Source organism: Paenibacillus sp. 01T442 (genome assembly GCF_056398345.1).
On sequence record NZ_JBFTPF010000038.1, the window covers coordinates 33,797 to 57,581 of the forward strand.

16 protein-coding genes are annotated in these 23,785 nt (G+C 43.6%); 13 read left to right on the forward strand and 3 right to left on the reverse strand.

Annotated elements, in window-relative coordinates; genetic code table 11:
- Nucleotides 1–70 precede the first annotated feature (70 nt).
- From AC1DLM_RS23095 to AC1DLM_RS23115, 5 genes are all read left to right on the forward strand, one after another.
- Nucleotides 71–1,414: an ABC transporter substrate-binding protein gene (locus AC1DLM_RS23095; protein WP_441989559.1), complete on the forward strand. Its 1,344-nt coding sequence runs from the start codon at nt 71–73 to the stop codon at nt 1,412–1,414.
- A gap of 75 nt (nt 1,415–1,489) precedes the next feature.
- Nucleotides 1,490–2,395, forward strand: a complete 906-nt coding sequence (locus AC1DLM_RS23100; protein ID WP_441989560.1) for a carbohydrate ABC transporter permease — start codon at nt 1,490–1,492, stop codon at nt 2,393–2,395.
- A gap of 1 nt (nt 2,396) precedes the next feature.
- A complete protein-coding gene (locus tag AC1DLM_RS23105) occupies nt 2,397–3,233 on the forward strand; it encodes a carbohydrate ABC transporter permease (protein WP_477571304.1) in 837 nt (278 codons plus the stop codon).
- A 30-nt stretch (nt 3,234–3,263) separates the two neighbouring features.
- Entirely contained in the window at nt 3,264–4,415 is a 1,152-nt protein-coding gene (locus AC1DLM_RS23110) for a glycoside hydrolase family protein (RefSeq protein WP_477571305.1), read from the forward strand.
- Between the two features lie 28 nt (nt 4,416–4,443).
- The gene (locus tag AC1DLM_RS23115) at nt 4,444–6,021 is read left to right on the forward strand and encodes a glycoside hydrolase family 43 protein (RefSeq protein ID WP_477571306.1); all 1,578 of its coding nucleotides are present in this window, start codon (nt 4,444–4,446) and stop codon (nt 6,019–6,021) included.
- A 57-nt stretch (nt 6,022–6,078) separates the two neighbouring features.
- On the opposite strand, the gene AC1DLM_RS23120 is transcribed toward AC1DLM_RS23115, so the two are convergent.
- Together AC1DLM_RS23120 and AC1DLM_RS23125 are read right to left on the reverse strand one after the other, a co-directional pair.
- Nucleotides 6,079–7,593, reverse strand: coding sequence for a response regulator transcription factor (locus AC1DLM_RS23120; protein ID WP_441989564.1), 1,515 nt, complete (start codon nt 7,591–7,593; stop codon nt 6,079–6,081).
- A complete protein-coding gene (locus AC1DLM_RS23125) occupies nt 7,590–9,368 on the reverse strand; it encodes a sensor histidine kinase (RefSeq protein WP_441989565.1) in 1,779 nt (592 codons plus the stop codon). Before AC1DLM_RS23125 ends, AC1DLM_RS23120 begins: the two co-directional genes overlap by 4 nt.
- A gap of 133 nt (nt 9,369–9,501) precedes the next feature.
- On the opposite strand from AC1DLM_RS23125, the gene AC1DLM_RS23130 reads away from it, so the two are divergent.
- The 6 genes from AC1DLM_RS23130 (at nt 9,502) to AC1DLM_RS23155 (ending at nt 16,382) form a co-directional block, all read left to right on the forward strand.
- Complete coding sequence (locus AC1DLM_RS23130) at nt 9,502–10,407, forward strand: ABC transporter permease (protein WP_056619564.1); 906 nt, start codon at nt 9,502–9,504, stop codon at nt 10,405–10,407.
- 12 nt (nt 10,408–10,419) lie between these two features.
- Nucleotides 10,420–11,355 carry a carbohydrate ABC transporter permease gene (locus tag AC1DLM_RS23135; RefSeq protein ID WP_441989567.1) on the forward strand — a complete coding sequence of 312 codons (936 nt, stop codon included), beginning with the start codon at nt 10,420–10,422 and terminating at the stop codon, nt 11,353–11,355.
- Nucleotides 11,356–11,452: 97 nt separating this feature from the next.
- Complete coding sequence (locus tag AC1DLM_RS23140) at nt 11,453–13,156, forward strand: ABC transporter substrate-binding protein (RefSeq protein WP_441989568.1); 1,704 nt, start codon at nt 11,453–11,455, stop codon at nt 13,154–13,156.
- A 35-nt stretch (nt 13,157–13,191) separates the two neighbouring features.
- Entirely contained in the window at nt 13,192–14,466 is a 1,275-nt protein-coding gene (locus AC1DLM_RS23145; RefSeq protein ID WP_477571307.1) for an alpha-L-fucosidase, read from the forward strand.
- 20 nt (nt 14,467–14,486) lie between these two features.
- Complete coding sequence (locus tag AC1DLM_RS23150) at nt 14,487–15,359, forward strand: sugar phosphate isomerase/epimerase family protein (RefSeq protein WP_441989570.1); 873 nt, start codon at nt 14,487–14,489, stop codon at nt 15,357–15,359.
- A gap of 18 nt (nt 15,360–15,377) precedes the next feature.
- Entirely contained in the window at nt 15,378–16,382 is a 1,005-nt protein-coding gene (locus tag AC1DLM_RS23155; protein WP_441989571.1) for an asparaginase, read from the forward strand.
- Nucleotides 16,383–16,502: 120 nt separating this feature from the next.
- Here AC1DLM_RS23155 and AC1DLM_RS23160 read toward each other — a convergent pair whose 3' ends face one another.
- Complete coding sequence (locus AC1DLM_RS23160; protein WP_477571308.1) at nt 16,503–17,366, reverse strand: AraC family transcriptional regulator; 864 nt, start codon at nt 17,364–17,366, stop codon at nt 16,503–16,505.
- A 110-nt stretch (nt 17,367–17,476) separates the two neighbouring features.
- Between AC1DLM_RS23160 and AC1DLM_RS23165 the strand changes: the two genes are divergently transcribed.
- A complete protein-coding gene (locus AC1DLM_RS23165) occupies nt 17,477–19,723 on the forward strand; it encodes a GH92 family glycosyl hydrolase (protein WP_441989573.1) in 2,247 nt (748 codons plus the stop codon).
- 242 nt (nt 19,724–19,965) lie between these two features.
- Entirely contained in the window at nt 19,966–23,700 is a 3,735-nt protein-coding gene (locus AC1DLM_RS23170; protein ID WP_477571309.1) for a polysaccharide lyase family 8 super-sandwich domain-containing protein, read from the forward strand.
- The last annotated feature ends 85 nt before the right edge of the window (nt 23,701–23,785 follow it).

Genomic DNA, 23,785 nt, shown 5'->3' on the forward strand with positions numbered 1-23,785 from the left:
GCGTCGAAAGTACAAACAAAGCTGGCGTTGTTCACAAGAAGCTACATACTAAAGGGAGGTTACTTTCAACATGGTTAAAACATTTTCCAAAGTACTCTTAGGATCGACAGCTTTAGCACTCATTGTGGCAGGCTGCGGCAATAACAATGATTCCACAACGTCAACATCAAGCGCAGCACCGGCCGGCACAGCAGCAGCAACTGCGGCTCCGAAGAAGGATGTTACATTCAGTGTCATTTATGCGACTGGCGATCCAGCAACGAAACAAGCGGTTGCCGATTCCATTTCGGCGTTTACCAAAGCTAATCCTCATATCAAAATTAAAGATTTAAGTGAGACGACAACGGCTTCGTATTTAGATTTCATCAAAACGAAGGATGCTGTTGGGGAGTTCCCGGATTTAATTGAAATGCGTGATACCCAATTGTTCGCAGATAGCGGTAAAATTGCCGAATTACCTAAAGATTTGCAAAGCTTGTTCGACACTGTACCTCAAGTAAACGGCAAAGTTTACAATGCACCGATTTCTTTGCCTGCGCCACAAGGTATTATTTATAGCAAAAAAGCTTATGCGGATGCGGGTATCACCGAAGAGCCAAAAACGTATGCTGATTTTATTGCCGCACAAGAGAAGCTGAAAGCGAAAGGTATTTCACCAATCGTTGTTGGCGGTAAAGATATTTTCCACTGGGGCTTCTGGATCAATAAATTCTTTATGGACGAAATGCTCGCGCAAGATCCTCACTGGAATTCCAAGCGTTCACAAGGAAAAGCAAGCTTTACAGACGAAGGTCCGATGAAAGCAATGACATTGTTTACGGAACTTTTCACTAAGGGCTATGTAGACAAAGGATTTATGAGTACGGCAGATAACCAAACTGCATCGATGCTCGTAACGGGTAAAGCAGCAAGTCTTTATTCCGGACCTTGGATGTTCCCGACGATCGCTCAAGCAGATCCGAAGTTTGATTTCGGCTGGTACCCAGTTCCTGATCAAAAAGGTGTCGTTAATGTTGTCGGACTTGCACAGCCTTCCGGTTGGTCATTCTCAGCGAATGCCATCAAGGATCCTGACAAAACGGCTGCAATCAGTGAGTATATCAAATTCTTCTTCAGCAAAAATCAATATGCAAACTATTTGAAAATTGCAAGTGCAATTCCATCTACCAAAGAGAAAATTACGTATGATGCAAGTCCTCAGCTTCAAGAAGTTCTTACGATGATGGCAGATCCGAAAGTCGTTAAAACGCTACAAATTAATAGTTTCTGGGGTGAAGACCAAATGCCGCCAACTTGGCGTAACTGGTTCTACAAACTGGCGCAAGACTGGTTAGTTAAAGGTGACTTTAGCGTAGATTATATGAAAAAAGCGGATGCGGAATGGGATGCTGCGATTAAAGCAATGAAAAAATAAAACTCGGCTTCAGTTGGAGGAACCTCTGCCCACAGCGGAGGTTCTCCTTCTCTAAGTCGAACGGAGCGTGAGAGAATGGCAACCACCATACAACAAGTAAAGAAAAAGAAGTCGTGGCTTTCCTATACGGTACTATTTTTGTTACCAGCTTTTATTTTATACACGATGTTCGTTATTGTACCTACTTTCGGCAGTTTGTATTTAAGTTTTACCTCTTGGGATGGCATAAGTAATGAGATCCGCTACATCGGTTTCGATAATTTTGTGGAAATGTGGCATAGTGATCGCGTACATAACGCGCTCAAAAATACGCTCATTCTTTCCCTCGTATTAGTCGTTTTAGAGAATGTCGTTGCTTTAGCACTTGCCATGCTGGTTGATCAAGTGAAATGGTTTCGAAACCTATTTAGAAGCGTGTTCTATTTACCAGTTTTGCTTAGTGGTATCGTGTTGGGCTTCGTTTGGACCATTATTTTGAATTATAACTTCGGTGTGCTTACACAAATTCTTGATAAGTTAAAATTATCATCTCTAAAGCTTGATTGGCTTGGAAATCCAGATTATGCACTCATTTCTATCATCATATTTACGATTTGGAAGGCATCTGGCTACTATATGATCATCTATTTAGCTGGTCTGCAAGGGATCCCGTCTGAGTTAACGGAAGCGGCAGGCATTGATGGTGCAAACCGCTGGCAGCAATTTAGACATATCACGTTCCCACTTCTTGCAGGTGCCTTTACGGTTTGTATGATGTTATCGATGATTGGATCTTTGAAAATATTTGATCAAATTGCCGTTATGACCGATGGTGGTCCTGGATTCTCGACAGAGACATTGACTTACATCATTTATAAAGTAGGCTTTGGTGAACTGAGACAGGGTTACGGAACGGCACTTTCACTTGTTCTATTCATACTGATCCTTATTGTATCGGTTATTCAAATTAAAGTACTTCGCAATAGGGAGGTTCAGATGTAACATGCAAGCAGACAAAAAAATAAAAGGCTTAGATGTGCTCCTCTTTGCAGTAACGTTCATCATCGCAGTCATTTTCTTTTTTCCTATTTATTTTACACTGATCTCAGCGTTCAAAAGCAATGGCGAGATATTGCGGGACGCGATCGCATTTCCAACCAGCATCTACGTAGAGAGCTTTAAGTATTTATTAACAAAGACTGATTTTCCTCGTGCCATGTTGAATAGTATTCTATTAACTTTTTTTTCCATAATCGGGATGATTGGTATCATCCCAATGGCAGCATATGCGATCGAGAGAGCGAATAAGATGTGGACTTATCTTGTTTATGTTTACTTTTTAGCGGGTATGATGATTCCTTTCCAAGTGTACATGATTCCTTTGTTTAAGGAGATGAAATTACTAGGTCTATATGGAAGTATGGGGTCCCCTATTCTCATCTATATATCTGGTTCAGTTGGTTTCGGATGTCTGTTATACACCAGTTTCTTAAAAGGAATTCCTCGTGAGATTGAAGAAGCAGCAGAGATCGACGGCTGTTCCAAATACGGGATATTTTGGCGCATTGTATTCCCTCTGTTAGGACCATGTACAGCTAGTATGGTAGTGCTTCAAGGGCTCGGTATTTGGAATGATTTCTTAATGCCAAGTCTAGTTCTTCCATCGGATAAGCCCAAAACCATGATTGTTGAGATATTTGGTTTTGTAGGTGAGTATGCTTCCCGGTGGGATATGGTATTTGCGGGTACGGCCATGTCGATCGTGCCTGTTCTAATTGCATTTATCGCCTTGCAAAAGTATTTCATCAAAGGAGTCGCAGCAGGAGCGACAAAGGGTTGATATTAAATGAAGGAAAGTGGGCAGAAACACATGTTTACAGGCCAAGATCAAGCATGGTTGAACGAAGTCATTGATAAAATTACAACAAAAATGGGCTGGGTCAGCGAGAAGTCCAGACTCAAAATTCCGTTCACAACCATTAATGGAACACATGATAATCGTATTGTAGATAATCCAACAGGCACTGTCACGGATGAGATTAATTGGTGGACGAATGGTTTCTGGGGCGGCATGATGTGGTTGATGTATCATGAAACCGGTAACGAGAAATATAAAGAAATCGCGGAATTTTCCGAAAAAGAATTAGATCGTTGTTTTGATGAATTTTATGGCTTGCATCATGATGTTGGATTCATGTGGCTGCCAACCAGTGTTGCGAACTATAAAGTGACGCAGAATCAAGAATCGCGCAAAAGAGCGCTGCACGCAGCTAATCTTCTTGCAGGTCGTTTTAATTTGGCAGGCGGTTTCATCCGCGCTTGGAATGATTTAGAGGGCTCCGATACAAGAGGTTGGGCCATTATCGACTGCATGTTCAATATTCCGTTGTTGTACTGGGCTTCAGAAGAAACAGGTGATCCACGGTTTAAGCAAATCGCGATGAAGCATGCCGATACGGGGATGACAGCATTCGTTCGCCCGGATGGTTCTGTGAATCATATCGTGGAATTCGATCCTTTTGAAGGCGGAGTGGTAAGGACGTATGGCGGTCAAGGATATGAGGAAGGTTCCTCTTGGACAAGAGGACAAACTTGGGCACTGTATGGATATATGATGAGCTATATTCATACGCAAAAGGATGAATATCTGCAAACCGCGAAACGGATTGCGAACTATTTTATCGCAAACATTCCTGCTGATGGTGTGATTCCGGTTGATTTCCGTCAGCCGAAAGAACCGAAGCGTGAAGATGATACAGCTGCGGCTATTGCGGCGTGCGGTCTACTCGAAATTGCTAAAGTAGTGGGTGAGCACGAAAAGGATCTGTATCTGGGGGCTGCGTTGAAGCTGCTTAAATCCCTAGATCCACGAATCGATTGGACAAAGGGTAGTGATAGTCTTGTTCAATACGGTTCAGGTTCCTATCATACGGCAAACCATCATCACGCAATTATTTATGGGGATTACTATTTCATGGAAGCGATTTTCAAGCTTAAAGGGAACGATTTGTATCTCTGGTAAAGTGTTAAAATGAAGGGAGTACTATCGCATGATTCAAAATCCGATTCTACGCGGCTTCAATCCGGATGCATCGATCATTCGGGTTGAGGATGATTACTATATCGCCACATCTACGTTTGAATGGTTCCCTGGCGTTCTCATTCATCATTCCAAAGATTTGATGAACTGGAGACCCTTAACGCGCCCGTTGGATCGGGTGAGCCAGCTTGATCTGCGCGGGGTGCCAAGTTCGGGTGGTATTTGGGCACCTTCCTTAAGCTACTACGAGGGTACGTTTTACTTGTGCTTTACGAATGTGGTTGGTCGAAAAGGCGTTTATAAAGATCTGCACAATTATATCGTGACGGCACCCTCGATTGAAGGACCTTGGTCTGAACCGATCTATCTGAACTCCAGCGGTTTCGATCACTTTTTGTTCCACGACACGGATGGTCGCAAGTATCTGTTTAATATGCAATGGGATTTTCGTAAAAACAAAAGTAGATTCGCCGGTATCATCATGCAGGAATTCTGTCCGGCTGAAGGCAAACTGATTGGCGAGATTAAGCTGATTACTCAAGGGACAGATTTGGGTGTTACGGAAGGGCCGATGGTGTACATAAAGGATGGCTACTACTATTTGCTAGTGGCTGAAGGGGGAACGGGGCCGATGCACGCCGCAACTCTCATGCGAGCGACTTCCATAGACGGTCCTTATGAAGTTGATCCGGACTACCCGATTATTACTACAATGAATACCCCCGAGCATCCATTACAGAATGCGGGTCACGGTTCTTTGGTGGAAACGCAGTTGGGTGACTGGTACATGGTATTCATTTGTTCGCGTCCTCTTCAAGACGGCAACAAGCTCAGTCCATTAGGGCGAGAAACGTCGTTGCAAAAAGTCGCGTGGACGCCAGATGGATGGCTTCGGCTGGCCGCAGGCGKAAAGCAGCCACAGCTGCATATTCCTGAGACAGAGCTTACGCCGCATCCGTTTGCATCGGACCCGATTCGCGATGATTTTGACGCAACGAAGCTCAGTGTGCATTGGCACACATTGCGCGTCCCGGCTGACGAGTCATGGCTAAGCTTAACGGAGCGCCCGGGCTTCTTACGACTGAAGGGAAGAGAGTCGCTAACCTCCTTGCATAACCAAAGCCTCGTGGCAAGAAGAATTCAAAGCTTCCAATGTGAAATGGTGACATGCGTAGCGTATGAGCCTGAAGCTTTTACACAAATGGCGGGTCTGGTTCTTTATTATGATGAATCCGATCATTACTATTTGCGCATTTCCCATGATGAACAGTTTGGCAAACATTTGGCAATTATCGTAAGCGATCAGGGTCAATATGATGAACTGGATGCTTATGTGCCGATTCCTCAAGGGGAGCACGTTTATCTCAAAGCAGCGATGAATTTTGATAAGATTCAATTCTCTTATCGTTTAGACGGTCAGTCGTGGCAACCTATTGGTCCGACGTTGTACGCCGGCAATCTTGCTGACAGCTACCAGCGTAAATTATCTTTTACTGGCGCTTTCGTTGGGCTTTGCGCACAGGATTTACGTGGTACTCTACTGCATGCAGACTTTGACTTCTTTGATTATGAGGAATTGGATTCCTAGTTTCACGTTAAAAGCCAGTAACCTTAGAGTTTCTGGCTTTTTTCGTTGTATGGAACTTCAAAAAGAGGGATTTTCAAGCCTGAATTGTCCAGGCGTAATGTTCTCGAATTTTTTAAATACTTTGAAAAAATGCCGTGGATTTTCGTAACCAACTTGCTCTGCAATCGTGTTGATCGGCAATTCTGGATTATCTTGCATAATTTGTTTCGCTTTGGTAAGTCGAAAGGTATGCAAGTAGTGAAGGAAGGTCAGTCCCATCTCTTTCCGGAACAACATACTGATGTAATTAGGGTGCATTTGCACATGATCGGCAACCGCATCGAGCGATAAATCCATCTTGTAATTTTGTTCCACGAAAGCGACGATTTTATCAATTGTATGAATGTTCGGCTGGTGGTGGTTGGAGGTGCGAATATATTGAATGAGCTGCGCAATGATCTCCGAGATATGGATATCTGCATGTGACGTGTTGTTCGAAGAAAAAAGCATAGATGCTGCATGTTCACCCCAGATGGCTTCAGGTGTTAGGCCAACACTTTGCAAGTAAACACTAATACAGATAAGAATCTGCTTGCGAAGCTTGTTAGTACTTACTGTATTGCCTGGGAAATGAGGAAGTATGGATTGTACATCCTTCTCGATCTGCTCTATTGAAAGCTGTTCGTCAATTGAACGTTCAATGTATTGTACAAGTTTATCAAAGTTTTGGTGTATGTATTCCGACTCCGGTTTATAGATGGTTATGGTGCTCGAGGAAAAATATCGATTGAATAACATCGCAGCCATAGCCTCAATATACAGATCACGTATACGCTCATTATCATTCTTCCGTATGCTAACCCCAATGCAAATTCCGCTGCCTTGCTTTCTCTCGGTACCGAACAACTCGCCACATGCAAGCTGTAAATCTTCATTTGTTGGGACATGCACACTATTCGTAATTATGATAATTTGCTGCAAGAAGCGAGATTGGAATGTGTACAATTTCTGGAAAATATGTGCTGTACCCATACCTGAGAGGCTTTCGGTTGTCAAAAGCGGTATATGATTGATTGTTTGGATCACGATTATCGTCGTATAAGGATGGGGAAACAGGGATTGCAACTGTTCAGGTTTAAACGGCAAATCATCAAACTGCGTATCGAATAGGATATGTTCTTTGAGCAGAAGTAGGTCATACTCGCTGATCTGCTTTTGTTCATCCTGAATGCTACTCCCGATTCGATCTAGAACGTTGATGAGTTCTTCCTTGTTAATCGGTTTCAACAAATAGTCGATGACTTGGTAGCGAAGTGCTTGTCTGGCATAAGCAAAATCGTCATAGCCAGTTAAGATAACAAACCGGCTGCAAAGGTTCAAAGATTGTATTTCCTTTATCAGAGTGAGTCCATCCATTTCAGGCATATGAATATCTGTAAGGATCAAATCAGGTTGAAAAGTCGCTAGTTTATGCATGGCATCAATGCCGTCAGCAGCGCCGATGATCTCGATAAAAGGTGTATGCGCTTTCTCAATCATACGGATAATACCATTTAAGATGATAGGTTCATCATCGACTACCATCAGCTTCATGGTGTTGCCCCCTTAGCTAACTTGAGTATACATGTCGTCCCTTCATGAAACTTACTCTCCAGTTGAATACCGGAACGTTCGCCAAAAAACATTTTCACTCGTTCGTTTACATTCATAATCCCGAGACCTCCGCCACTTTTCTGCAAACGATGGACATCCATGGTGCCGTTTAACACGCCTTGGAGGAGTACAAGCCGTTCTTCCTCAATCCCAATACCCGTATCAACAACGCTAATGAACATGAACGCAGAATCTTCCCAAATCCGGATCGAAAGTGATCCTTGTTTTCTTACATTCGCAATCCCGTGAACAATACTATTTTCAATGATCGGCTGCAGCATATAGTGGGGACATTGGAAGTTATCGATAGCCGCGTCGATCTCAAACGTCACTTTCAGACGGTCAGCTAATCTAATTTGTTGAATTTTAATATAGTCTTTGACATTGTCCACTTCTTCTCGGAGCGAAGTCTCATTTTTCGTTCCAGATAGACTGTAGCGGAAAAGCTTACCTAGTGTATAAGACATCTCAGCTGCTTCGGGGTCATCGTTGGCTTCTGCGATCATGCGAATCGATTCGAGTGTATTGTATAGAAAATGAGGCTTGATTTGTGCCTGCATCATGAGATAGGCCGATTCCTTTCGCAGCATTTCCGAACGATGGACGGTATTAACCAACTCATCCATGCGCCTGATCATCGCATTATAAGAGGAAGTCAGATGTCCGACTTCGTCTTTATTAATTTCCCCGCGATAGATAGGGAAATGGTTTTCGTCAACTTGCCGCATATGCTTGGAAAGCTTCAGAATGCGTTTCGTTATCGAACTGGCGATCAGATAGTAGATGCCGGAGAGAAGTAGTAACAGGAGAGCGACAATCACTACGAGAATATACTTGTTTTTTTTGATCCCAATAAAGACGGTGTCTACTTGCTCCATCATCACAAACTGCAGTTTCAAGCTGTCAGAATAAAAGGATTCAATCAGCATTTTATTACCATTAAACGTGTGATACGCGTATTTGGCATTAAGTTGAAAGGCTTGGTTCAATAAGGACATCTCTGAATCTTTGGATAAGGGAATTTTTTGAATATGGGAAATGACCTTATTATCTTGATCAAGTACATAAAAATTACTTTTGCTGTTTAAATTAAGCGATTCCAATAAAGGTTTTATGAAATTAGAAGTTACCTTGATATCGAGAAGTCCGATATCTTGCTCAAAATTCCGATTTCCAATTTTATGAAAATAATGAAGATTGATGTCTGGATTGGAGCCATTCGTAAACGTTATCCATTTACCGATACCTAGCGGAAGCTTCTTAATGCTCTCGTCCAACTTGAACTCGTCCATCCTTGCCATTTCGGGTCTGAAAATCATACCGTTTTGCTGCTCCATGTAGATGGTCATTCCATCAATCATTTGATTAGATGACAAAATATACGAAAACAAGGGTCTGATATAGGTCAAAAAATTGGAAACTTGCTCAAAATCGCTCCGGTAGTTCCCACTTAAATAGGCAATCGTGTTCGAATTGTTTTGGAATAACTGATACGCAGATTCGATCTGTACCGTACTTAAATTGACGTTATTAAGAACTTGATTCACAATTTTTTGTCTGCCTTGCGCATATTCTTCGAGAAAGCTATTGTAGTTCTGATTATAAAGAAACAGGCCGAATGAAATAATCGGAATGAAGATGATAAAGATGTAGCCTATTGCCATTTTTTTAACAATCGACAAATTCTGATAACTGAAAGCAGGCTTCAGTTTCACGGAGCACACCACCTTATAAACGGACACTACCTGCTTAAAAATGATCACTATAATTATGAGCTGTACTCCGTTATTATTGGATTTGTAAGCGCTTAATACAAAGTGAATCGTCATTGCATCGAGGAGGAGTACCATGAGTATAGCACTTAAAATGGTAAAGAAAAACTGGCAACTCTATCTGATTATTCTGCCGTCACTTGTTTATTTGATCATTTTTAAATACATACCGATGGTCGGCGTACAAATCGCGTTTAAAAACTTTATGGTCACGAAAGGAATATGGGGAAGTGATTGGATCGGTTTCAAGCATTTTGTGGACTTTTTCCATCTGCCCATTTTTTGGAGGGTGATCAAAAATACAGCGCTGCTCAGCCTTTACTCTCTCCTTGTCGGCTTTCCGGCACCAATCATACTTGCTTTGGCGTTGAATGAACTGAAAAATGGCATTTTTAAAAGAACCGTACAACTAGTCACCTTCGCGCCTTACTTCATTTCTACGGTTATCATGGTTTCGATCATTATGCTGTTCCTTTCTCCACAACTTGGCTTCGTTCACCTCTTAGCGGATAAGTTTGGATTTCCAGCGGAAAATATCATGTCTAAGCCGGCTTATTTCAAAACTGTTTATGTACTTTCCGATGTCTGGCAGTTTACAGGTTATGCCTCGGTCATTTACATTGCCGCTCTGGCAGGGGTAGACCCTCATTTGTATGAGGCGGCGAAAGTAGACGGTGCATCACGGTTTCAACGGATGATAAATATCGACTTGCCGAGCCTCATGCCGACGGCGGTTATCTTACTTATTCTGAATGCTGGTCAAATTATGAACGTTGGATTCGAAAAGGTGTACCTGATGCAAAATGCGATTAATGTTGGAGCGTCGGAGGTCATATCTACGTATGTTTACAAAATGGGCTTGGTCGGAGCGAACTTCAGTTTCTCTGCAGCTGTTGGACTTTTTAATTCGGTTGTCAATTTATTACTGCTCATTGTGGTCAACTATGTGGCAAGGAAAAATTCGGAGACAAGCTTGTGGTAGGAGGTAAATGAGATGGTGAATTCCGAGCAAACCGTGCTGCTCAAAGCGAGTAAGGCACCTACACGCATTCTTGAAAATAGTGTCGACAGAATGTATTTGTTCTTTGTCTATGTGTTTCTGATTATTTGCTTAATCATTGTGGCCTACCCGCTCATTTATATCGTTAGTTCATCATTCAGCTCCTCGTCAGCTGTGATCTCAGGCAAGGTGTGGTTGTTCCCTGTTGAGCCAACCCTTCGAGGGTACAAAGCCGTATTTCAGAATCCGCAAATCCTGACGGGCTATGGGAATTCTTTGTTCTATCTATTCTTTGGGACACTGCTTAGCGTGACGTTGACGATAACAGCGGCTTACCCGCTTTCGCGCAAAAATTTTTATGGACGCAACGTCATCACCGCACTGTTTATTTTTACAATGCTGTTCAACGGGGGCTTGATTCCCTATTATTTAACTGTTAAAGGAATGGGGTTGCTCGACACGAGATGGGCAATGATTATTCCAGGTGCCATTTCGGTATGGCAGGTTATTCTTGCAAGGACGTTTTTTCAAACCTCAATTCCTTCGGAATTAACGGAGGCCGCACATTTAGATGGATGCAGCGATTTTAAGTTTCTACTCCGCATTGTCATCCCGTTGTCCAAACCGATCATTGCCGTTCTCGTGCTAATGTATGCCATTGGCTATTGGAACTCTTATTTTGAAGCGTTGATTTTCTTGAAATCGGCTAAATTGTATCCGTTGCAGCTTATTTTACGAAATATACTGATCTTGAACTCTATTGATCCAACGATGATTAAGGATGTCAAAGAACTTGCGGATCGGCAAGGGTTAAAAGAACTTCTTAAATATTCACTGATCGTCGTGGCGAGCGCCCCTGTTCTCATGTTATATCCGTTTGTACAAAGGCATTTTGTGAAAGGGCTTTTGATTGGTTCACTGAAAGGTTGAAACTAGGTACACAATGAGGGGAGGGATGCCCGGAAGCTTGTTAAGGCTGTGTCCACATGGAAATTGAATAGCTATGAATAACAAGGAGGGTTTACGCATGGTAAATAAAGGAACCAGAAAAACTTGGTTATCGGCGGTCCTGATTTTATTTATAACGTTGCCTGTAGTGGGCTGCACGTCCAATGATGATCCACAAGGTAGCGCTAGTCCAACAGGGGCTGCAAGCTCCGATGGCGGAAAAGGCGTTAATGCAACTGGCTTTCCGATTGCCAAAAATAAAATTACAATGAGTGCTTTCGCGCCGCAATCTGCGAATATTGCCGATTTGAATACGAATTGGTTCACCAAATATTTGGAAGGTAAGACGAATATTCATTTGAACTGGCAGCTAGTGCCGGGAGAAACAGCGGCATTGAATGAGAAAAAGCAGTTACTGCTAGCAAGTGGCGACTATCCCGATATTTTCATGCAAGGTAATTTAACGAAAGAGGAGCAGCTGTTGTATGGTCAACAAGGCGTCCTTCTCCCATTAAACAAGTTGATTGATCAATACGCGCCGAATATTAAGAAAGCGTTCACAGATATTCCGTACTTACAGAAGGCGATTACAGCGCCGGACGGCAACATTTATGCGATACCTTCCGTGAATGAGTGCTACCACTGTCAGTTTTCTGCCAAAATGTGGGTGAATACGAAATGGTTGCAAAAACTGGGCCTTAGCGCACCGAAGACGACCGACGATTTCTATAACATGTTAAAAGCATTTAAGGAAAAGGATCCGAATGGGAATGGCAAAGCAGACGAAATTGCATTCACGGGCTCACCAACGGGTTGGCATACGGATATTGAGTCATTCGTCATGAATGCGTTCGTATATTTCAATGCGGACAACAATTATTTCATGATGAACGGCGGCAAGCTGGCAACCTCAGTCGACCAACCAGGGTTCAAAAAAGGTCTGCAATTCTTAAACAAACTGTATGCGGAAGGTTTGATTGATAAGGAAGCCTTTACTCAGAAATCGGATGCTCTTTCCCAAAAAGGGAATAGTCCTGGTGTTGCGATAGCTGGTGCGATTCCTGCAGGCTGGTTCGGCGAATTCACAGATGCCTCGCCAACGGCAACGCGCCACAAAGACTATGATCCGATTGCGCCACTTACGGGTCCAGATGGAGCGTCGTTCGCGGCTCACTACATTGGCATTGGAAACTCGGTGTTTGCCGTGACGAATAAAAATAAAAATCCGGAAGCCGCAATTCGTCTAGCCGATTATCTCTACTCGGATGAGGGCACGACATTGTCCAACTTCGGGGAAGAAGGCCGCAACTGGGTGAAAGCGGATCCGAATGATAAGAACACACGCGGAACCGCTGCTAAGTTCAAGGTGAAAGAAACGACCTATGGTGTAGGTCAGGTGCAGAACGACCATTGGAATCAAATGGGACCAGGACTTCGTTCCTCTGAATATCGAGAAACTGCCTATGCAGCGAGCCAAGACATCTATACGATGGATGGTTTGGAAACCCGTCTGTACAAGGCTACCAAAGAATTGTATGAGGGACACCAACCGAAAGAAGAGTTTCCGACGGATATTTTCTTAACGAACGATCAGGCTAATCAAGTGAAGCAATTGAAGCCGATTATTACGGATTACGTTAAACAGTCTATGCTGCAGTTCATCATGGGAGCCAAAAGCATTGACAAAGATTGGGATGCTTATGTGAAAGGTCTTAAAGATTCCGGCATGGATCAATTCATCAAAATCTATCAGGATGCTTACGATAAAGTGTATAAAAAGTGATGGCAGGAAACGATTCGCGAAAATGGAGGGAAAACATGAACAAGCGTTGGGAGCGAACAGATTGGTTCCGGGAAGCAAGGTTCGGCATGTTTATTCACTGGGGATTGTATGCAATCCCTGCTAGGGGGGAGTGGGTCCGAAGTGTCGAGAAACTGAGTAATGAGGCGTACGAACCGTACTTCCGAGAGTTTCGACCGGACCGCTATGACCCGCGGGCTTGGGCTAAGGCAGCGAAAGCGGCGGGACAGCAATACGCTGTCCTAACGACGAAGCATCATGATGGCTTCTGTTTATTTGACAGCGAGTTTACGGACTATAAAGCGACGAACACACCTGCGCAGCGAGATTTGATCAAGGAATATGTAGAAGCCTTTCGCGATGAAGGATTGAAGGTTGGCTTTTATTATTCACTGATTGATTGGCATCACGATGATTATCCGGCCTATKGGGATCGCATTCATCCGATGAGAGACAATGAAGCTTATGCAAACCGATCCATCCAATTCGAGCGTTATGTGGATTATTTGCATGCACAAGTGAAAGAATTACTTACAAATTATGGAAAAATAGATATCATGTGGTTCGATTTCTCCTACGATGATATGACAGGTGAGAAGTGGAGGGCAACGGAGCTGGTTAACCTGATTCGCTCGCTGCAACCAGACATTATTATTGACAATCGGCTTGGTGGAGATATTAAAAAGTCAGAACCGGAAGTATACGCCGGAGACTTCTATTCTCCTGAGCAAATCGTTCCTCCCGGCGGGATTGTTGACGAAAACGGATTAAATGTACCATGKGAGGCCTGTATTACTCTCAACGACAATTGGGGCTATCATGCGAAGGATTATGCCTACAAATCACCGAAACAGGTCGTTCGAGCTTTAGTCGAATGCATCAGTAAGAATGGCAATATGCTTCTAAATGTCGGACCAGATGCAAGAGGAGAAATTCCAACGGAGTCCACTCGAATTTTGACCTCGGTTGGTGAATGGATGCGGCGTAATGGCGAAAGCATTTATGGCTGCGGAGCTTCCTCGCTACCAAAGCCTGAATGGGGACGCTATACACAGAACGGGAATATGTTATATGCCCATGTATTTGATCGAGGCATCGGACCTATTTATTTCCAGGGGCTTAAGGGGAAAATCAAGAAGGCGAGGCTCCTCGCAGACGGCTCAGAACTGAAGGTTTCTACACCATGGATGGCAGAACATTATTCGGATACTGAAAGCGGGGCATTCATTCATTTGACCGGCGCCGAACTACCAGATGATATGGATACAGTGATCGCGCTGGAAATCGAATAAGTGGCAGAGGTGAATAAGCGTTGAAAATCGGTCTTAGCACATATAGCTTACTGGGTGCATTAAAAACAGGGGAAATGACAGTCCTAGACGTTATTCAGTGGATTTCAGATCATGGCGGCGAACATATGGAAATCGTCCCCTACGGTTTTACACTAATTGACCAGCCTGAACTAGCAGCCGCAGTCCGATCTAAAGCTAAGGAAGTTGGCATCGAACTATCCAATTATTCGATGCCGGCCAACTTCGTCCAGGAGACGGAAGAAGCTTTCGAAGCGGAGATCGTACGAGTCAAGCAGCATGTTGATTTGGTGAATAGGCTAGGTATGACACATATACGGCATGATGTAACAGCTTTTGCCTTACCGACTGACAAGATGACGATTCAATGGTTCGAAGCGAATTTACACGCGATGGTAAGAGGAAGTCGTCTCATTGCTGATTATGCGGCGCAGTACGGGATCACCACGACCATTGAAAACCACGGCTTCAGCGTACAGGCAAGTGATCGTGTACAGCGCGTTTTAACGGAGGTTAATCGCCCTAACTTTAAGACGACACTGGATATCGGCAATTTCATGTGTGTCGATGAGCAGCCGCTTATTGGTGTACGTAAAAATTTGCCCTATGCTTCACTGATCCATGTGAAGGATTTTTATTTCAGACCGTACGATGAGCATCCCGGCGAAGGCGCTTGGTTTACAACCGCGAATGGCAACTATCTAAGAGGCGCGATCGTCGGTCAAGGAGATATCGACATGCGGCGAATCATGAAGCTCATTAAGGATTCGGGATACAACGGTTATCTTACCATTGAATTTGAAGGTATGGAGGAATGCAGGGCAGCTTCGAAGATCGCGATGGACAATGCAAGGCGGTTGTGGCATGAGGCGTAGGGAGGTACGAAGCTACGGATGACGAAGGCAGCATTGCTTGTGGAAGAATGGCGTGGACAATTAGTGGAATGCGAATGTTGGGGACATGTGGTTGGGATCGACCTGCAAGGTAATATCCGATATCAGGTAGGCGATCCCCATCATGTCACGTATTTACGATCGGCGGCAAAGCCTTTCCAGGCGATTCCCTTTTTTCGTAGACAGCTTCATTTGAAATATGATCTAACCTTGGAGGAACAGGCTATTCTGACAGCTTCGCATCGAGGTCAGTCGTTTCATGTGAATACGTTAGAAAAGTTGCTTGTTAAGCTTGGTTTACATGAAGGGCTATTGGTTTGCGGGGCATCCTTTCCCTTGCATACGGCAAGCCATTATCGAATGCTTCATGATGGTCATCTGGAGAGGAAGCTCTATCATAACTGTTCAGGGAAGCACATTGGCATGCTTGCCGTATGTCAGGCAGAAGAATACGCGCTTCATGGATATGAAAAGGATGACCATCCGCTGCAGCAGGAGCTGCGAGCGATCATAGGTGATATGGCGGGCCTCCAGGGGGATCGCATACAGCTTGGTATAGACGGCTGCGGACTTCCTGTCTATGCGATGCCCTTGTACCATGCGGCGCAAGCGTTTCTGAAGCTCGCACATCCCGAGCTGATTGAGGATGTGGCCACTTCCGCTGCTGTGCGCGACTTGACCGCAGCCATGAATGGCTGTCCGGATTGGGTATCCGGAACAGGGCTCATCTGTCCAGCGTTGTTGAATGATGCTAATATTGTTGCGAAAGGCGGAGCCAAAGGCATCTACTGTTTTGCTCTGAAACGAGAGAGATTGGCTTTTGCTTTAAAGGTTGCAGATGGAAGTGAAGATAAGTGGGCGTATGTCGTGGCCAACATTCTTACTCAAATCGGATACCAGGATGAGACTACAATTGCGCGTCTCCGTAAGTTGTGTCCAGATGAAATTCGCAATAGCTTAGGGGCTGTAGTTGGTCAGTATCGAATCGGATTTCAACTGGAATAAAAGGAATAGAAATGAAAAGTGTGCAGGACCTGCTGATAAGCATTATCAGCAGGTTTTTGGTATGTGTCCGCATTAGTATGGGGTTATTCTTTTTTTAATACTTCTTTAATAATTCTTAATCTACGAACCACTATTAAGCTTCMTATAAGCTGATGGAGTCATGTTAAGCCGCTCTTTAAATACGCGTGAAAAGGTGGCATAGGATGTAAAGCCTACTTCGAAGCAGACGGAGGTGACGGGCTCATTGCCGGAAATGAGCAGGCTGCATGCGTGCGATATTCTTATTTTCTCTAGGAAAATATGAAAATTTTCTCCGATGCTAGATTTGAATGAAGTGCTGATATGCGGAACGCTTAAATAGAAGCGCTCTGCCAACGTTTCCAGCTTAATATCATCGCGGAAATGTTGGTAGACATAGAGAATGATCTCCCACATTTTCCCCTTTTTATTAGGCGGTTTATAGGTATCGTTGTCTCTCTTCGTAAAACAGCTGCGCTCCAATAAGATCAAGGCTTCGGTTAATTTTGTCTTGAACATGAGCTGACTCAAGGGTTTACTGCTAAGGATTTCCTGATGCATCCTCTCGAATATAGGAAGAAGCTGCCTGGAAAGTTCATTCTCCAATTGGTAGGAAGGATCTCCTTCCGTACCCGCACGAAGTAGGATGTCGCTGAAAGAGGCAGCAACATCATCGGAACCATATATGGCTTGCAGTCCAATGGCCCCAATATAGAGATGCAGCTCTTGACCTCGCGTTATTCTGATTTGATGCACCTGATGCGGAAGTAAGAGGGTGAACGTACCCGGCTTAATAGGTCGCTCAATCCCATTGATAATTTCTGTTCCACTGCCGTAGAAGCAATAGGTGTATTCAAGGAAATTATGTGTATGTGGCGGGATATCAGCGGTTAGCTTGTGAATTTTAAATGTATAAGGAAAGGAATTGTGCAGTTCGGGGTCTCCAGGTAAGTTAAAAGGAATCATGTAATCACGCCCTTAAATAAGAATCGGATATTGCTATCATAATCTAAAACCTTAAAAAATGAGATATTTTTCATAATTTTGATAAGTAGTGAGATGACGTACTGATTACAATGAAGAAAATATCCGAAAGGAAGGTTGTTACGATTATGAATGTTTTGCAATATGTGAATCCCTTACAGGGGACAGCTTCTACCTTTCATTTTTCCAATGGGAATACACTTCCTTTCATTGCACGACCTTTCGGAATGGCAGCATGGAGCCCCCAGACGGATGAAGCGGGTAAAGGCTGGTACTTCCATCCTTCCCATCGTCATTTTGAAGGGATACGGCTGACTCACCAGCCAAGCCCATGGATTGAAGATTACGGGCATCTGACCATTCTGCCGCAAACAGGTCCGCTTGCCTTATCCGTCGCTAAACGATCATCCTCATTCCGTAGTGAGGATATGTCTATCAAGCCCGATTATTTTCGTATAAGGCTGCAACGCTACAACACGTTATTGGAATTGAGCCCAACAGAACGTTGTGCAAGTATGCGAATGACTTTCGATGATCGGCAAGACGCGCGAGTGATTGTAGCGCCGTTTGCTGGCGAATCGTCTGTATCCATTGACCCTGAAAGAAGAAGGTTAACAGGCTATACCCGTGCTAATTCGGGCGGCGTTCCTGAGAATTATGCGATGTATGTCGTGATGGATTTTGATTGTGATTTGGATGTGCAGGCGTGTGGAATCTGGGATCAGGATGGTAGGCCGTCCATAAGCTTACAAGAAACAGGGAATCGGATAGGCGCTTTTATTGGATTGAACGTACCGCAATCAGGCGAAGTTAATCTTCGTATTGGCACTTCATTTATAAGTATCGAGCAAGCGATAACCAACCTTACACAGGAAATTGGTTCTAAGTCCTTTGACTTGGTTAGAGTGGAAGCAGCGCAGGCGTGGGAAGAGACGCTAAATCGCATACAGGTGGAGGATCAAGATGAGGACAAATTAAGCACTTTTTATACTTGTTTGTACCGCGTTTGCTTGTTTCCCCGGGTGTGGCATGAATTTAACGAACAGGGGGAAAAGGTTCATTACAGTCCCTATAACGGTCAAATTGTGAGCGGACCGATGTATTGTGATAATGGATTTTGGGATACGTATCGTACCTCATATCCGTTGTTTAGCATGCTGTTTCCAACCCGTTTAGGTGAAATCTTAGAATCTTACGTTAACGCCTATAAGGAAGGCGGTTGGATGCCGAAGTGGTCTTCACCTGGCGAACGCAGTGTCATGCCGGGGACTTTAATTGATGCGGTTTTTGCAGATGCTTTTGTAAAAGGGATAGAAGGCTTTGACGCACAGTCGGCTTATGAAGGCTTGCTAAAGCATGCCTGTCGAGCAGCGGAGGATCCTCATCTTGGCAGGAAAGGCTTTCGTGCTTACCAAGAATATGGTTATTTGCCAGCGGATCAATTTCACGAAAGTGTCAGCAATACGTTGGATTATGTCTATGGCGATTTTTGCATTGCTCAACTTGCGAAGAGTATCGGGAAACCTGAGGATTACACGCTGTTCATGGATAGGGCAACCAACTATGCCAAATTACTAGACCCTTCGGTAGGTTTTATGAGGGGGAGGAAGACGGATGGCAGCTGGGTTGAAGAATTTGATCCCATTGAGTGGGGAGGAGCTTATTGTGAAGGCGGGGCCTGGCAGTGCAGCTGGGCTGTTCAACACGATATCGTTGGATTAGCCGAGGTCATGGGAGGGAAAGACGTTTTCTTAGCTCGCATGAACGAGTTAATGACAACTTCACCTAAATTTAAGGTGGGCAGCTACGGTTTTGAAATCCATGAAATGTCGGAAATGGCTTCGATTAACTTCGGACAATTTGCGATTAGCAATCAGCCTAGTTTTCATATTCCTTATTTGTTTGCGGCGGCTGGGTCACCAGCTGGGACGCAATTCTGGGTTAGGAAAACGGCAGAGGAACTGTTTAGCTCTGCACCCGATGGATTGCCAGGTGATGAAGACAATGGGAGCCTGTGTGCTTGGTATATTTTTGCCTGCATGGGGATGTATCCATTATGTCCTGGTGTGCCTGAATATGTGATAGGGAGTCCAATGTTCGGGCGTATGACAATCCATTTGGAGAGCGGCAAACAGATTGTAATTGAAGCCGAGCATAACGCAGCCGATCATCCTTATGTGCAAAGTGTACAGGTTAACAATGAGTCGCATCTGCCTTTATTTTTTGCTCATTATCAGCTTATGAACGGTGCTGTAATCAAATTTGGTATGTCGGACACACCGAAAGAGACGCAGGTAGAGCATAAGCATCTGCCTTACTCGATGTCTGTAAGGCCGTAAAGTATTCGTACCACACAAACAAATAACGACTTGCGATTGAAGCGATTGCAGGTCGTTATTTGTTTTCATTTTGAGAGATAATCATTTTAAAAGGAACATGGTTAATTAAAGTTCATGTTCTTTAGAAACGTTCATATTATTCACCTAGTTATGGATGCTATAGTAGTCCCGAAAGGGGAGTGAATAGGTAGAAAATTGAAGATCTAGTAATTAATTCATACGAAAGTGAAGGTGGTTTTGCGATGTTGAAAAGGCTAAAGCAAAAACTAGGTTTGCTCATGATTTTGAGTCTGTTATGTTCCTGTTTCTCACAAATTGGAATTAGCCATGTAAATGCAAGTGATACGTATGATGATTTGAGAGTAAAATGGGCGGATACACTTACTGGAGGCACTGGAAACAATACGGCTGATCCAGATGTAGCCAAAAAACTCAGCATGATCGCCCAGACCAGTTGGAGCACAATGAATAAAGCGGCTAACAGAACGTACTTGTGGTCCGCCTACAACACTTCTGATCCAGTAAACTCGCAAAATTTTGTAACATACACGACAGCTATGTTTGTTCTACTCAAAGATATGGCAGTTGCTTATAAAACAATTGGATCCAGTCTTTACGGCAATACGGCGTTAAAAGCTGATATCATTGGTGCGCTTGATTGGTTATATACCAATCGGTACAACGAAACGCTTTTTGGGCCAGAGATAACGGGGACATGGTTTGATTTGGAGATTCAATCACCGATTCAGATCAAAGATATCTTAATTTTAATGTATGATGATTTGATTACGACAAATCCAGGAATACTCACCAACTATATGAATGTGATTTCTTATTACAACACGGATCCAACTGCAATTCAATATGCTGCACCTAATCCAGCCTATGGTGCTAATCGTGTTTGGAAAGCCCTGATTGTTGCAGGGCAAGGTATCATTATGAAATCAAGTGCCAAGCTGGAGGCTTCAAGAGATGCATTAAATCAAGTCATGGACTACGTTGTTAAAGGCGATGGATTTTACGAAGATGGTTCATTCTTGCAGCATGGTACTATCGCCTACACGGGCGGTTACGGGGCCAATCTCTTGCCGGATCTGTCAAATCTTCTCTATTTGCTGAACGGTTCGCAATGGGAATATACCTATGCGAACTATTCTAATGTATTTAAGTGGATCTATGACAGCTATGAGCCAGTCGTCTATAAAGGCTTTGTGATGGACATGGTGAGGGGCAGAGAAATTGCAAGTAGTTCCACGCAAGGCCGAGTTATCGGTAATAAGGTAATGGGAGGCATTTTACGATTGGCGCAGATCGCCCCCCCTACGGATGCGCAGAGAATGAAGGCCATGGTCAAATATTGGATTCAACAAGATCCTACAGCCAGTATCTTTAAGGATGCAAATTTGAGCATTCTTCAGCTGGCAAAGGCTGTGATGAATGACACCAACATTGTCCCAAGAGGAGAACTTGCATTAACGAAAGTATTTGCTGGTATGGACAGAGCAATCAGTTTGAAGCCAGAATCCGGATATGGATTTGGTGTCAGTATGTCTTCGAATCGTATCGCCAATTATGAAAATGGCATTAATCAAAATGTAAAGGGCTGGTATACAGGCGAAGGGATGACGTATTTATACAATAATGATCTGCGCCAATATATCGACTATTGGCCTACGGTCAACAAGTACCGATTGCCAGGTACAACGGTTGATACGAGGGTAAGAGCGGACGGATCCAATGCAAACTACCTAAGTCCTAGTACATGGACAGGAGGAACAGAGCTGCTTAATCAATACGCAGCGGTTGGCATGGATTTGCAAGCTGCTGGAAGCACGCTGAAAGCCAAGAAGTCTTGGTTCACTTTCGATGATGAAATCGTCGCCCTTGGGAGTGGAATTAATAGTACAGATGGCAGAGTTATCGAAACAACCATTGAGAATAGAAGTCTTAATAAAGAGACGATTCCCCATGGGATCGATACAAGTTCTCCGGTAGCAACGCCAACGGGCGGCGAACCCATGCGATTGATGGTAAGCCAGGTCACCGATAGCGGCAATGATGGCAACATACCAGAGAATACGTTAGACAATAACTTAAGTAGTAGATGGACTTCCGTAGGTGATGGTCAGTGGATTCAATATGATCTAAGCAAAGTACAGCCTGTTGGGTATGTTGGTATTAATTTCTTAAGTCAGGCAGCCAGAGCCAGCATGTTCGATATCCAAGTGTCCAGCAATAATACGGTGTGGACGACAGTATACAGCGGCAGCTCAACAGTAGGGGTTAACGCATCGGCCATTCAAGTGTTTGATTTTCCAGATGTATATGCACGGTACGTTAAGATTGTTGGTCATGGTAATACCACTAACGCATATAACCACATCCAAGAGGTGCAAATCTATGCCCCAAATCCACAAAATTTAATTATTTCACCTTCGGTCGTCCCTTTGCAAGCATTGTCAACAACGAACAATCTTGAAACCAATGACAATGATATCTTTACACGTTGGTCATCTGTAGGCGATGGCTATTCGATGAAATATGATTTTGGTAGTAATGTTACGGTTGGATACGCAGGAATTGCCTTCTTTATCGGCAGTATCCGACAATATTCATTTGAAATTCAGACCTCATTGGATAATACAGTGTGGACAACCGTATATGGCGGTCAAAGTGCGTTGACATCTGAAGTAAAAGCGTATGATTTAATCGATTCGACTGCCAGATACGCGAAAATCATTTTCCATGGGAATAATGTTGATCTAGGCAATCGGCTTTCAGAGATTCAATTCTATGCGCCAAATGCTCTAGGGACAGTATTAACCCCTGTTCACTCAATTACAACTTACAAAGGTGATGAGCAGCTTGTTGTAAATGGCGTAACGAAGCCTTCAGGAATGGGATGGACAGATAACATGAGTAATGTATCCACTGTGTATATGGAAGGCACAGGAGGATATTACTTCCCGCAACCCGCAGCGATTAAAGGCATTCGTGAATCTCGACAAGGCACCTGGGGACAAATGTTTTCAGGAGGCTCGACAGATGTGATCAACAAAAAATACCTTACGCTCTGGTATGATCACGGTACTAACCCTGTTAATAAAGACTACGCTTATGTGATGCTGCCAGGCAAGACGGCACAACAAACCGCTGCGTACAGCAACAACCCAGATATATCGATTATTGCTAACAATCCGAGTGTTCAAATGGTCAAAGAAAATGGCCTTGGCCTCACAGGCGCTAATTTCTGGTCACCGGATATTGCTGCTGGTATTATTGCCTACAATCCTTCCTCCATTATGGTAAGGGATCAGGCGGGAGTATTGGATATTGCTGCATCAGACCCTACACATCTTCAGAACAAGATAACGTATGAAATCACAAAAACAGGAGCTACATTAATTCAAAAAGACGCAAGTATTACGATTTTGCAATTAAGCCCTACAATTAAATTTGAAGTGAATACGGAGGCCAAGGACGGCAGATCGCATAAATTGTCCATTCAATATGATACCAATGCCCCGATTCCACCTACCAGCAGTGTCACTATCGTTGATGATCTTAATGATTATACGAAAATTTTCTCTCGTACCTCTAAATTGATTTTAAGTGGTTCCAATGCGGCGAAATATGGCGGAGATACTTCTAGATTGTCAAGACTTAACACTTTACAAGAAAATGTGGTTTATAAAGCATTTGGCAGCATGAATATGGATTCATTCGCGCTAGACACTTGGTTTGCCTACAATGAACCGATAAATGATTTTGATATGTATTCATCGCCTGACAATGTTACCTATACCTTAGTGACTCCGAACAGAACAGTAGTGCCAGGTGTAGGAACGAATTATCATAAGGTTAGCTATGATCAACAATTACCTGGAGGCACCAAGTACTTAAAGATCGTATTTAAGAACGACCTGACCTATTACTCTCCGGCAATTGGTAGGGCTGAATTTACGAGTAAACTATAACGAAGAGCAAGGTCTCTATGAGTAATAAAGCTTTCCAAAGCCCAGCGGCTAAAGGAAAGCTTTTCTCATTGTAGGAATGACTAAT

Coding starts and splice junctions, on each gene's coding strand:
- AC1DLM_RS23140 (WP_441989568.1), top strand. CDS start 11,453: ATGGTAAATAAAGGAACCAGAAAAACTTGGTTATCGGCGGTCCTGATT.
- AC1DLM_RS23105 (WP_477571304.1), top strand. CDS start 2,397: ATGCAAGCAGACAAAAAAATAAAAGGCTTAGATGTGCTCCTCTTTGCA.
- AC1DLM_RS23095 (WP_441989559.1), top strand. CDS start 71: ATGGTTAAAACATTTTCCAAAGTACTCTTAGGATCGACAGCTTTAGCA.
- AC1DLM_RS23100 (WP_441989560.1), top strand. CDS start 1,490: ATGGCAACCACCATACAACAAGTAAAGAAAAAGAAGTCGTGGCTTTCC.
- AC1DLM_RS23170 (WP_477571309.1), top strand. CDS start 19,966: ATGTTGAAAAGGCTAAAGCAAAAACTAGGTTTGCTCATGATTTTGAGT.
- AC1DLM_RS23120 (WP_441989564.1), bottom strand. CDS start 7,593: ATGAAGCTGATGGTAGTCGATGATGAACCTATCATCTTAAATGGTATT.
- AC1DLM_RS23130 (WP_056619564.1), top strand. CDS start 9,502: ATGAGTATAGCACTTAAAATGGTAAAGAAAAACTGGCAACTCTATCTG.
- AC1DLM_RS23165 (WP_441989573.1), top strand. CDS start 17,477: ATGAAGAAAATATCCGAAAGGAAGGTTGTTACGATTATGAATGTTTTG.
- AC1DLM_RS23110 (WP_477571305.1), top strand. CDS start 3,264: ATGTTTACAGGCCAAGATCAAGCATGGTTGAACGAAGTCATTGATAAA.
- AC1DLM_RS23135 (WP_441989567.1), top strand. CDS start 10,420: ATGGTGAATTCCGAGCAAACCGTGCTGCTCAAAGCGAGTAAGGCACCT.
- AC1DLM_RS23155 (WP_441989571.1), top strand. CDS start 15,378: ATGACGAAGGCAGCATTGCTTGTGGAAGAATGGCGTGGACAATTAGTG.